Here is an 11,832-nt window from a genome sequence, read left to right on the forward strand (position 1 = left end):
AGCCACGTAGTTCTTCTCCGGGCGGGGCCCCGGTTTCTGAGTACGCGTACTCATGACGGCCGGCCGTTCGGGAGCAGAGGATCACCACCGTTGTGACTCTCCACGGGGGCGGGAATGATCGAGTACGCGGATGACGAGCACGACGCGGAGGACGCGCCGGCGAGGGCCGTGCCCGCACGGCGGGCGGTCAGGATCGGTGTCGCTGTCGTGTGCGGAATCATGCTGGCGGTCGGGGGGTTGGGCGCGTACAACATCGCCCACGCGATCCGGGGCGGCTCCAAGAGCAGCGCTGCCGGGCCGACGCAGCCGCCGTCGACGCCCGCCACTCAGGCGCCGACCGCCGAGCAGGCCGTGACCGCGGCGAAGGACTTCATCGACGCCTGGGGACGAGGTGACTTCACGGCGGCCGCCGCGCTGACCGACCGCCAGGACATCGCCGCCGGCGCGCTGTCCGGATTCCAACAGGCGCTCCGGCCGAGCGAGTTCACCCTCACCCCGACCGGCGCCGTCCCCACCGAGGCGGGACGGACGGGGCAGAGCGCGGTGGGCTTCCACGCCCGGCTGCGGTTCGAGGGAACCGGTCGCGCCTGGGAGTACGACGGCAGGCTGGGCGTGGTCCGCACCGGCGAGGGGCGGACGGCCGTGCACTGGGCGCCCGATGTGATCCACCCGAGCCTGGCGAACGGCGGATCGATCGCGGTCCAGCCGGTCGACGCACCGGCCGGCCGGCTGGTCGACCGGCACGGCACCGCATTCGACGACTCCTCGCCCGTCAAGGCGCTGCTGGCGGGTGTGAAGACCCCCGGCGGCGCCTCCGGCACGCCGGGCCGGGCGGTGGTGCTCGTTCACGGCTCCGGGCGGCCACCGGAGCAGTTGTTCGCCCTCACCGAGCCGGGCGGGGCCGAGTTGCGGGTGACCCTCGACGCTGCACTCCAGCGGGCCGCGGACGCGGCACTCAAGGAGCAGACCGCCGGCGGCAGGGCCGGGTCGCTGGTGGCCGTCGAGCCGAGCACCGGGCGCATCCTCGCCATCGCCAACGCCCCGGCGGGGATGTTCAACCGCGCCTTCGGAGGCGGGATCGCGCCCGGCTCCACCATGAAGGTGCTCAGCGCCGCCGCGCTGCTGGAGGCAGGCCTGGGCCCGGACAGCCCGGCGCCGTGCAAGGACACCACCACCTCCCCGAAGGTGTGGCACAACGACGAGCGCGGCGACCATCCCGGCTACACCCTGGCCGACGACTTCGCGCACTCGTGCAACACCGCCTTCATCGACCAGGGTCTGGCGAAACTGGCGCCCGGCACGCTGTCCAAGGTCGCCTCCGAGCAGTTCGGCCTCGGCCTGGAATGGCACACCGGCCTGAAGAGCTTCGACGCCCGGATCCCCGTCCCGGGTAGCCGGGACGAGCAGGCCGCCGAGTACATCGGCCAGGGCGGCATCCAGGTGAACACGCTGCTGATGGCCTCCGTGGCGGCTACCGTGCAGAGCGGCACCTTCCGCCAGCCGGTCGTGATGGACGGCGTCACCGACCGGACCGCCGCCCCCGGCCGGCTGCCCGGGGAGGTGGGGCGCGCCCTGCGGGCCATGATGGCCAGGACCGCCCGCGACGGAACCGCCCGCGGGCCGATGGCCGGCCTCACCGGGCAGGTCGGCGCCAAGACCGGCACCGCCGAGGTCGACGGCAAGAAACCCAACAGCTGGTTCATCGCCTACCGCGGCGACCTGGCCGTGGCGGTGGAGGTGGAGGGCGCAGGCCATGGCGCCGACGCCGCAGGCCGGGCAGCCGCCCAGCTCCTGAGCGCCGGCGGCCACGGCTGACCCCGCCGCAATCGGCCGCCACGGGCCCCGGGCTGGACCGTTCCGTGCCTTTCCTCCAGTGCGACGAAGCGGCCCGCTCCCCGACGACGCCGTCCCCACACTCCGGGCCAACACCGTCAACGGCCCGCTGCGCTGCGAAGGCAACGAACCGGAACTACGCCAGAGCGACAACACCACGAAGGCGCCCCGGTACGGCCAATGCCGATAGTCCCGTGACGCGCCAACCGGGGCCTCTCACACGCTGTGAGAACGGACCGGGCGGTACGTCCCGACGGCGGCGGCGCGCGGCACGGTCACCGTCCGGGCGTGTACGGTCCGTGGTCGGCGAGGCCCGGCCGGACCGGCCGTGAACGAGACCGGCCACCGCCCGGCGGATTCGGACGTCTGGACGATGTTCTGTCCGAACGACAACCTCTGCTCCGCCGGGTGACCGACCCGGACGAGAACCGTTGAATCGTCAATGACACCGCCGGTGCCGCGGCGGGCCCGTGCGGCCCTCGCCGGTCCCGCCGCCACGCGACCGCTCCGGCCGTTCGGGCCGTTCAGGAGCGGGTGAACGTCCCGAGGCCATCGTGGTTGAACTGCTCGACCACCACCGTCGAGGCCCGCCCGTCGGCGCCCACGGTGAACGTCACCCCGGAGAGGCCGACCGCGTTCTCCCCCCGGGTCTGGAAGCTGAAGACGTCGCCGTCGTAGTGCCGGAGCGGGAACTGCAGGTTGTCCGGTCCCAGGCTCATCACCAGCCCGCCGTCCCGGGCACTCACGGTCAGCGGCCCGTAGTAGCCGTTGGCGTACGTCCCGACATAGGCCGCGTCCGGCTTGGCCGGGGCGGCGCCGGCCGGTGGCTTGCTGTAGTCGGTCGGCGAGACGCCGACCACCGCGGCGGCGGGGACGACCTTGCCCATGAAGCCGAGCCAGTCGACCGTCTCCCGGCCCTCCTGGGCGAAGTCGAAGAACGCCTCGGCCACCGCCTCCGGGACCCCGATCGGCTGACCGTTGGTCAGCACGACGATCCCGAGCTGCTCGGAGGGCAGCAGGGTCACCACGGTCGCCGCGCCCAGCTCGAAGGCGCCGGAGTGGTTCAGCCGGAGCCGGCCGTGGGTGTCCTGGTTGACGTTCCAACCGAGGCCGTAGAAGCCGGCGTTGCCCGCCGGCGCCTTCGGCGGGTTGGAGACGATGTGCGGCAGCCGGGTCTCGTTCAGGCTCGCCGCGTCGATGATCTGCCGGCCCTCGAACCTGCCGTCGGCGAGTTGCAGCCGCATCCACCGGGCGAGGTCCTGCACGCTCGAGCTCACCCCGCCGGCCGGGGACTGCGGATCCGGGTTCTCGGTGGTGCTGACCTGCCAGCCGGCGTCGGTCCGGACATGCGGCACCGCCTTGTTCGCCGCACTGTCGTAGGCGGAGCGCAGCGAACTCGTGGAGCTCATCCCCAGCGGCTTGTACACGACGTCCGCCACCAGGTCCTCCCAGGCGACCCCCTTGGCCTTGGCCACGGCCACCGCCGCCTCCGTCAGGCCGTAGTTGGTGTAGGCGTAGCTCGCCCGGAAGGGTGCGAGCGGATGGTCCCGCAGGTGCTGCAGGATGTAGTCGCGCTGGTAGCCGAGGTCCTCCAGCAGATCGCCGGCGTGGTCCGGCAGGCCGCTGCGGTGCGAGAAGAGGTCGGCGATCGTCACGTGGCCGCTCACCCAGGGGTCGGCCAGCGCGAAGCCCGGGTCGTGGGCGGTGGCAGGGTCCTGCCACGTCACCGCCTTCTGGCCGACCACCCCGGCGACCGCGGTCGAGGCGATCGGCTTGGAGAGCGAGGCGAGCTGGAACACCGTGTCCGGGCTCACCTGCTCCGGCTTGCCGAGCTGACGGACGCCGAAGCCCTTAGCGTGGACGACCTTGTCCCGGTAGACGACGGCGAGGGCCAACCCCGGGACGCCCGTCTTCGCCATGGCGTCCTGCACGTAGCCGTCGATCCGGGCCACGGCGGAGGACACCTGCTCCTCCGTCAACTGGGGCGGCGGCTGCGTCGGCGGCGCGGTGGCAGGGGCGGACGAAGGGCTCGGCGCGGGCTCGGCCGCGCGATCGCCCGTCGCCGAGGTGCATCCGGCGAGCAGCACGCCGGCCAGCAGCGGCGCGGCGACACGCAGCCCCGGCCGGGCGACGGTCCGCCGGGCCACGCCGTGACGATGCATCAACGTCCCTCCTCGTCCGGGCGACGCGGCCCCGATTCCGACGGCGCCACCGTCCGCCTCACGGCGCGAGTATTCGACGGCCCGGGGCGGCTCCGGCGGCCGCCGCGCCGCCCCGAACGCAATCCACCCGTCCGGCGGCGTCGGCGCGTCGGGGGACGGCTTCGCTGCGGGGCCACACTGACAGGGGGCGAGTTCACCGGGGCGTTGCCGGCGCTCCTCCTCCCTCGAAGCCCCTGGCACGCGGCAGCGCGAAAATCCGTGCCCCGACGCTCCGAGCAGGAGCAGAATCGCCCCATGGCGGACATGCAGGCATTCCGGGACGCGGTCACCGGCTGGGCGGCGGGCAGCCCCGGTGAGCCGGCGGGCGAGCTCGCCGTGCGACTGCGCGTGCGGACCGCGGTGCTGCTGGAGGGGCCGAGCGACCTCGCGGCCGTGGAGACGCTGGCCGCGCGCCGAGGCCGGGACCTACCCGCCGAGGGGGTGTGCCTCGTATCCATGGGCGGGGCGATGAACGTCGGCCGCTACGCCGACCTCCTCGGGCCGCCGGGGTTGGGTCTGCGCCTCGCCGGACTGTGCGACGAGGGCGAGCAGCGCTACTACGACCGCGGTTTTGAAAGGGCTCGCGTGCCGCGCGAATCGTTCTTCGTGTGTGCGACGGACCTGGAGGACGAACTCATCCGCACGCTGGGCGTGGCACAGGTCGAGGAGATCGTCCGGGCAGCGGGCGACCTCCGAGCCTGGCGGACCTTCGTGAGCCAACCTGCACATCTGGGCCGGCCCCCGCAGCAGCAGATGCGGCGCTTCCTCGGTACGACGAAGGGCCGCAAGATCCGCTACGGCCGCCTCCTGGTCGAGGCCCTCGACGCCGAGCGGGTACCCGTTCCTCTCCACGATCTGCTCGCGCACCTGTGACCGAACCGCCGAGCGGCGCCGGCCGCGCCGCCGGGGCGGGTGCCGGCGCGGGGTGTGACGCACGTCACGGGAACTCGCCCTCGGATGCCGGACAGTGCACAGGAGTGATCACCAATATGCGAACCCGGGTACGGGCCGGGGACCCGGATGTCTTCGCGGAGCTGTTCGACCTCTACGCCCGAGCGGTGTACAACCACGCCTTCCGTCTGACCGCGAACTGGTCGGTCGCCGAGGACGTCATGTCGGCGACGTTCATGGAGGCATGGCGGCTGCGCGGCAAGGTGACCCCCGAAGGGGGTTCACTGCGGCCGTGGTTGCTGGGCATCGCGACCAACCTCGCCCGCAACCACTGCCGCAGCAACCGGCGCTACCGCGCGGCGGCCGCGGCGCTCGCCGCCACGGGACCGTCGGTGACGGAAGTGCCCGACCACGCCGAGGACGTGGCCGGCCAGGTCGACGACCGGCGCCGGATCGCCGCCGCGATCGCCGCCATGGGCTCGCTGCGCCGCTCCGAACGCGAGGTCCTCGTCCTGTGCCTGTGGGAGGGCTTGGAATATGCCGAGGTCGCCGAGGCCCTCGGCATCCCGCTCGGCACCGTCCGCTCCCGGCTGTCCCGGGCCCGTACCAGACTGCGCAAGCTCGCAAGCGCGGAACTGATGGCAGAGAGACGGGAACTCACCAGCCGCACTCGACAGATACATGGCGACCGCGCAACAGCGGTCCGGCCCGTACAGGAAGGAAACCGATGAACGCCAGCCCCTCCCAGCCGCATCCGGCTGAGTGGCCGGATGCCGAAAGGCTCCTGCCGACCGTGGAGCGGGATCTGCCGGCGGGCCGCCACCAGTTCCACAAGGAGCGCCTGATGGCCCGTATCCACGAAGACCTCGACACCACTCCCGTCTCCCGCCCCGCCCGGGCCGGCGCCGCGAAGCCGCGCAACCCGTTCCTGCGCCGCGCGATCGTCCTGCCGGTGGCGGCGTGCGCCCTGGCGGGTGCCGTCCTGACCGGGGTCAACATGATCGCCGACTCGGGCGACACCACCACCCTGGCCGCCGGCCCCGCCCTGACCACCGTCGTCGGTGCCGCCGACCCGCAGGGCGTCACCCAGCTCCTCGACCGGATCTCCCTGGCCGCCCAGGGGGCCCCCGTCCCGCAGGCGAACGCGGGACAGTTCGTCTACCTCGAGACGAAGGTCGCCAACACCTACGTGCGGACGGTCAACGGCAAGAGCTCGCTGGTCAGCGACGCCCTGCACACCCGGCGGACCTGGAAGTCCCCGGACGGCCACAAGGGTTGGCTGATCGAGCAGGGCGCCACCGACGGCACGTCCCTGGACTCGAAGGTCAAGCCGTACCTCAACGCACCGTCGTACGACTACCTGGCCGCGCTGCCCGCCGACCCCGACGCCCTGCTGAAGAAGATCTACACGGAGACCGCGGGCCACGGTTCCGGCCCGGACGCGGAGGCGTTCACCACCATCGGCGACCTGCTCGGCCAGAGCTACCCGCCGGCGACGCTGTCCGCCGCGCTCTACAAGGCCGCCGCCAAGATCCCCGGTGTGGTGAAGGTGGACGACGCGGTCGACGCCGTCGGCCGCCACGGGGTCGCGGTGGCCCGCCTCGACAAGACCTCCGGCCAGCGCACCGAGTGGATCTTCGACAAGACCTCGTTCACCTTCCTCGGCGAGCGCACCGTCCAGGTCGAGGGCACCTCCGGCGAGAAGGACCTGATCAAGCCCGGCACGGTCGTCTTCACCCAGGCCATCACGGCACGCGCGATCGTCAACGGCATGAAGGAGACCTCCTCCCAGACGGCCTGAACAACCTGTCGGGGCGGGCTTCCCGGCCGGCACAGCCGGCCGGGGAGCCCTCCGAGAGACCGAAGACCCGCTGCGCGGCGCGGGTGCCGGTGATCGACACAGAGCACCGGTGCCGGTGGGCGACCGGCCACGCGCCGTGCGCCGGAATCTCCTTTGCGCGGCCGTGTGCCGGGCGAGTTGGATCGCACCCATGCATGTCGAACATCCGGGTGCGGCGGCGCTGTGCGTGATGCGCCGCCGGCCATGGGGGCCCTCCGGTCCCGTGGGCGGGTCCGGGCCGTCGCCCGCCGAACTCACCGCGGTGGCGCGGGCTCTGGCCTCCGCGCCGACGGCCCCCGCGTCCGCGTGCCCCACCTGCGTGCGGCTTCTCGTCCTCGGCCTGTGCCGTCGAAACGACCCGGTGAGCCTTGACGCGCTGCTGCGGCTGGTCACGGCGGTCGACGTCCGCTGGGACGAGGAGCTGACGCGGGCTGTCGTCCGGCTCGCCGACGACCGCTTCGTCCCGCTGCTCGTCCGCCTCTGTACGGGACCGCGCCCGGTCGCCCTGGTGGCGCTCGACGGACTGGCGACGCTCCACCCGGGCTCCGGCGCGGTGCGCGCCCTGGCGGCCGTGTTCACCGGATCGGTGGGCGACCGGCGCGTGCACCGGGCCGCGAGCCGGGCGCTGGTCGCGGCAGGCCCGGCCGCGGTGGCCGCGCTGCTCCCGTACGTGCCATGGACCGTGGCAGCCGACCGCCGGCTGCGACAGTCGCTCGCCTGGTTCCTCGGACGCGCGGACTGCGGGACACGCCGCGCGGTGGGCATGCTGACGGAGTTCCTCTCCGATCCGTGTTCCCGCACCCGCGGCGAGGCCGCGGCCTCGCTCGGTCTGCGCGGCGACCCCGCGGCCGGCCCGGTGCTGCAGCGCGCCCTCGCCCATCCCGACGAGGGGGTCCGCGCCCGCGCCGCTACGGCACTCGGCCGGGTCGGCGCACACGACGCGACGGTGCAGCTGCGGCAGTCGGCCGCGCACGACCCCTTTCCGACCGTCCGGGACGCGGCCGCCGCGGCGGTCCGGGCACTGGCCGCCCGTGGACGCTGACCCGTTGGCGCCGCCCGCCGGCGGTCAGCCGTGCGCGGGTGCCGCAGCGTGTCCGTGCTGCTCGTAGAGGCGGTCGGCGAGCAGGGCGTGGGCGAGCGTGCCGCCGGCCCGGACGGAGGCAGCCACGAACGCGGTCTCGGCGAGCTCCTCGGGGGTGACGCCGTGTCGGCGGGCGGCGGCGGTGTGCACGTCGAGGCAGTAGGAGCACTGGGTGACGAGCGCGACGGCCACCGAGATCAGTTCGCGGTAGCGGCGCGGAACGGCGCCGTCCTCCCGGTCGACGGCCTCCTGGAAGGCGAGCCAGGCGGCGAACTCCGCGGGGGCGGCGCGGCCGACGGAGCGGGCGCGGTGCAGGTCGTCGGGGTGCTCGTACACGGGTGGACTCCTCGTCCGGGCGGGTGGCGACGGACGCTGATGTCCGGCGCCTGACACCACCTCACCGCGGGCGGCCGGGGCCCGTCCAAGACCGGTTTCGGTCGGGCGGTTCCGTTCTGGGTATCGTGGCCGGTCATGGACCTGCGGGCGTTGCGCTGTTTCGTCACGGTGGCCGAGGAGGGCCATTTCGGCCGCGCGGCCGCCCGGCTGCACCTGGCCCAGCCGCCGCTCAGCCGCCGGATCCGGGACCTGGAAGCGGATCTCGGGTGTCGGCTGTTCGACCGCATCCCCACCGGGGCGCGGCTCACCCCGGCCGGGGAGGTGCTGCTGGCGGAGGCGCGCGACCTCCTGGAGCGGGTCGAGCGCGCCCGGGAGCGGGTGCGCGGCGCCGAGGCCGAGCGGGTGCTGGTGGTCGGCGTCGCCGCCGGCGCGGGTCTGGACGTAGGCCCGGCGGCACTGGCGGCGCTCCGGCGCAGCCGCCCCGGCCTGCGGGTCCGACTGCGCGAGGCGCCGATCACCGACCCGTCGGCCGGGCTGCGGGAGCGGCGCGTGGACCTGGCCCTGACCCGGCTGCCCTTCGACACCGGCGGTCTGACGATCCGCCCGCTCGGGCTGGAGCCGGTGGTCGCGGCCGTACCCGCCGACGATCCCCTCGCGGCCCGCGACCGGCTGCACGTCACGGAGCTGGCCGACCGCGCGCGCTTCCGGCTGCCGCCCGGGACGGACGCCCGGTGGCGCACCTACTGGCTCGCCGCCGAGGACGACTCCGCGGGCCCGGTCGTGGCGTCGGTCGAGGAGTGCCTGCACAGCGTCCTGTGGGAGGGGGCAGTGGGGCTGCTGCCAGCCGGGGCCGCGGTGCGGCACGCGCGGCCCGGCGTCGCCTTCGTACCGGTGGACGGCCACCCGCCGAGCCGTGTCGTCGCCGCCCGGCACGCCGGCTGTGTCGACCCGCTCGTCGATGCCCTGGTCGACGCACTCTGCACCGCCGCGGGAGACGTGGCGGCATAGCGACGCCGAAACGGCGCCTCGGCGAGGGCTGCGGCACCGCGGTGGGCTCAGAGCAGGACGACCGCGTCGCCGAGCCGAAGGGTGCCCGGGGTGGCGGTGGTGGCGAGCGCGTCCAGGCGGTTGTCGTGCTCGGCGGCGATCGCGCGCAGGATCAACGGGGAGTGGGGGAGGTCCTGTTGGGCGGCGTTGGTCATCGCGCAGCGTTCGCTGGACCGTTGGAAGTCGACGTGGAGTGTGTCGCCGATGCGGGCCCGGCGGCCGAACCACTGGTCCTCGACGAAGGGTGGGGTGCCCGGGGGAGTGCGGACGAGGAGGTTCGGCCGGAAGCGCCGCTCGTCGACGGGAACGTCGGGGGCGGCGGAGCGCACCCAGTCGAGGGTGGCGGTGGTGAGGACGCTCAGCGGTAGCTGGTCGAAGTGCGAGATGACTCCCTCACGGGCGACCTCGACGTCCTCGCGGCCGAGGTAGCCGCGGATGTACGCCGTCGGGTCGGGCGCGGCCGTGCCGTGCGGGTCGAGCAGTTCCGGCCGGTCCAGGTGCTCCAGGTAGCGGGAGCGCAGGTGGAGCAGCCCGGGCATCCTGCGGAAGCGGCGGGTGTTCTTCCCCGAACCGATCTTGCCTTCGGCGTCGCGGACGGCGAACAGACGGTCCCCGAGCAGTCCACGGGCGTCGACGGGGACCTGTTGCAGCCGCTCACCGCCGGTCGACTTCACCGGGTAGCGCCAGATGCGTTCGACCACGCCCATGGGAACCGTCACTCGGCCAAGCGTACCGGCAGTTGATCATCGGGCGGGGCAGGCCTGGACTGTGACCGGCCGTAATTCGCTTGACCCGTCCACAGGGCGACGCTGCACTGTGGCGGGGCGCCGCGACCGGTGGTGCCGGTATCCCGGGGAGGCCAGGGCAGCGATGGAGATCCGTCCCACGACCGAGCAGGACCTCGACGTCTTCGTCGACACACTCCATGCCGCGTTCGGACGCTTCCCGGAAACCCCGGCCGAGGGCGGCGGCGGGCTCTGGTGGTCGGCGCTCGAACTGGACCGCGGCCTGCTCGCCGTGACGGCGGACCGGCGGCCCGTCGGAACCGCCGGTGCGCACTCCTTCGAGCTCACCCTGCCCGGCGAGATCCTCGCCCCGGCCGCCGGGGTGTCCTTCGTCGGTGTCCTGCCTTCGCACCGACGTCAGGGCGTGCTCAGCGCGATGATGCGGCATCAGCTCACCGAGCTGCGGGCCCGAGGGGAGTTCCTCTCCGTGCTGCTGGCCACCGAGGCGCTGATCTACGGCAGGTTCGGCTACGGACCGGCGACCTACACGCAGCGGCTGACGATGCCGCGCCGCCAGGCCGCGTTCAGCCCTTCCAGGGCGAGCGGGACGGCCGACGTACCGGCGACCGGTGCGGACACCGGCTCGGTCGAGGTGCTGCGGCGTGCCGAGTGCGGCGAGATCCTGGAGGAGGTGTACGACCGGTACCGCCGAGCCCAGCCCGGCGCGCTGTCCCGGCCGCACCGCTGGTGGGCCCTCGGCGCGGGACAGCCCCCGGTCTCCGCGGCGCCGCGCTACGTCGCCGTCCACCGGGACGCCGACGGCGTCCCGGACGGGTACGCCAGCTACTCGCTCGGCGACTCCGACACCCTGACGGTCGACGAGACCATCGCCGCCGACGACGCCGTGTTCACGGCCCTGGCCCGGTTCGTGATCGGCCACGACCTGGTCACTCAGGTCGTGTTCAAGCACGTCCCGCCCGACCACCCGCTGCGCTGGCAGCTCGCGGACTTCCGCGCCGGCGAGGTGAGCCACGACACCGACTGGCTCTGGGTGCGGCTGCTGGACGTCCCGCGTGCGCTGACCGCGCGCGGCTGGTTCACGGACGGCGAGCTCGTCCTCGACGTCGACGACCCGTTCCTCGGCGAGCACGGCCGCTACCTGCTGACCGTCCGGGACGGCAAGGCCGACTGCGTCCCGACGGACCGCGAGCCCGACCTGTCCCTGGCCGTGCGGGACCTGGGCTCGGTCTACCTCGGCGGTACCGCACCGAGCACGCTCGTACGGGCCGGGCACATCCCGGCCCACCACCCGGGCGCGGCCGCCCTCGCCGACGCACTCTTCCGCGCCGACCGCTCCCCGCACTGCCTGCACTGGTTCTGACCCGGCGCACTTCTGACCCGGCGCACGGCCGAGCGGGGCGAAAGGCCCGTGCCGCACACCACCCGGTGAGCTCGTCAGGTTCGATGCTCACCGGGGCCTTGTGCGCAGGGCGTGCGCGGCGACCGCCGTCGCCGCGGGGAGGAACTATGAACCCCCGGCGCCTGCACCGTTCGGGGCGAGCCGCGTCACAGTGAGCGTGCCACCCGGACTGAGCGTGAACCGGACGGGTTCCAGGTCGGCGGCGTAACTGTCGCTCGCTCCATAGGCCTTGAGCGTGGTGTCTTCGGCCTTGCCGTAGTGGAGGTCGGCCTCGGCCGCATGGCTCCAGGTGTTGACCCGGACGTGGACTGACCAGTGCTCCACCTCCTCCGACCGCCAGTTCCCCCAACTGCTCTCCGGCAGGAATCCCGCCGCCGCGCCACCCCGGACCCAGAGGCCGGCGAGGACGACCGCGGCGGCCACCGCAAGGCGGACAACGCCCTTCAGCTTCATGATCG

At 73.7% G+C, this 11,832-nt stretch carries 11 protein-coding genes; 7 read left to right on the forward strand and 4 right to left on the reverse strand.

Annotated elements, in window-relative coordinates:
* The first annotated feature begins 219 nt into the window (after positions 1–219).
* A complete protein-coding gene (locus tag AB0P35_RS29295) occupies positions 220–1,815 on the forward strand; it encodes a penicillin-binding transpeptidase domain-containing protein (protein WP_363516590.1) in 1,596 nt (531 codons plus the stop codon).
* Between the two features lie 542 nt (positions 1,816–2,357).
* On the opposite strand, the gene AB0P35_RS29300 is transcribed toward AB0P35_RS29295, so the two are convergent.
* Positions 2,358–3,995: a serine hydrolase gene (locus AB0P35_RS29300; protein ID WP_363516593.1), complete on the reverse strand. Its 1,638-nt coding sequence runs from the start codon at positions 3,993–3,995 to the stop codon at positions 2,358–2,360.
* A 294-nt stretch (positions 3,996–4,289) separates the two neighbouring features.
* Between AB0P35_RS29300 and AB0P35_RS29305 the strand changes: the two genes are divergently transcribed.
* The 4 genes from AB0P35_RS29305 (at position 4,290) to AB0P35_RS29320 (ending at position 7,807) form a co-directional block, all read left to right on the forward strand.
* The gene (locus tag AB0P35_RS29305; RefSeq protein ID WP_363516596.1) at positions 4,290–4,907 is read left to right on the forward strand and encodes a TOPRIM nucleotidyl transferase/hydrolase domain-containing protein; all 618 of its coding nucleotides are present in this window, start codon (positions 4,290–4,292) and stop codon (positions 4,905–4,907) included.
* Between the two features lie 104 nt (positions 4,908–5,011).
* On the forward strand, positions 5,012–5,656 hold the full coding sequence (locus AB0P35_RS29310; RefSeq protein WP_363516599.1) for an RNA polymerase sigma factor: 645 nt from the start codon (positions 5,012–5,014) through the stop codon (positions 5,654–5,656).
* Complete coding sequence (locus AB0P35_RS29315; protein WP_363516602.1) at positions 5,653–6,726, forward strand: CU044_5270 family protein; 1,074 nt, start codon at positions 5,653–5,655, stop codon at positions 6,724–6,726. The genes AB0P35_RS29310 and AB0P35_RS29315 overlap by 4 nt, the downstream gene beginning before the upstream one ends.
* Positions 6,727–7,126: 400 nt before the next feature.
* A complete protein-coding gene (locus AB0P35_RS29320) occupies positions 7,127–7,807 on the forward strand; it encodes a HEAT repeat domain-containing protein (RefSeq protein ID WP_363516605.1) in 681 nt (226 codons plus the stop codon).
* Between the two features lie 24 nt (positions 7,808–7,831).
* Here AB0P35_RS29320 and AB0P35_RS29325 read toward each other — a convergent pair whose 3' ends face one another.
* Complete coding sequence (locus AB0P35_RS29325) at positions 7,832–8,182, reverse strand: carboxymuconolactone decarboxylase family protein (RefSeq protein WP_095877862.1); 351 nt, start codon at positions 8,180–8,182, stop codon at positions 7,832–7,834.
* Between the two features lie 135 nt (positions 8,183–8,317).
* Here AB0P35_RS29325 and AB0P35_RS29330 point away from each other — a divergent pair, with 135 nt between their 5' ends.
* Positions 8,318–9,190, forward strand: coding sequence for a LysR family transcriptional regulator (locus tag AB0P35_RS29330; protein WP_363516609.1), 873 nt, complete (start codon positions 8,318–8,320; stop codon positions 9,188–9,190).
* 47 nt (positions 9,191–9,237) lie between these two features.
* On the opposite strand, the gene AB0P35_RS29335 is transcribed toward AB0P35_RS29330, so the two are convergent.
* The gene (locus tag AB0P35_RS29335) at positions 9,238–9,948 is read right to left on the reverse strand and encodes an MOSC N-terminal beta barrel domain-containing protein (RefSeq protein ID WP_363516612.1); all 711 of its coding nucleotides are present in this window, start codon (positions 9,946–9,948) and stop codon (positions 9,238–9,240) included.
* Between the two features lie 151 nt (positions 9,949–10,099).
* Here AB0P35_RS29335 and AB0P35_RS29340 point away from each other — a divergent pair, with 151 nt between their 5' ends.
* Complete coding sequence (locus AB0P35_RS29340) at positions 10,100–11,335, forward strand: GNAT family N-acetyltransferase (protein ID WP_363516615.1); 1,236 nt, start codon at positions 10,100–10,102, stop codon at positions 11,333–11,335.
* 144 nt (positions 11,336–11,479) lie between these two features.
* Here AB0P35_RS29340 and AB0P35_RS29345 read toward each other — a convergent pair whose 3' ends face one another.
* Positions 11,480–11,827: a hypothetical protein gene (locus tag AB0P35_RS29345; RefSeq protein WP_363516618.1), complete on the reverse strand. Its 348-nt coding sequence runs from the start codon at positions 11,825–11,827 to the stop codon at positions 11,480–11,482.
* Between the last annotated feature and the right edge of the window lie 5 nt (positions 11,828–11,832).

The organism is Kitasatospora sp. NPDC085879, from assembly GCF_040686255.1.
In the GTDB taxonomy this organism is placed as follows: Bacteria; Actinomycetota; Actinomycetes; order Streptomycetales; family Streptomycetaceae; genus Kitasatospora.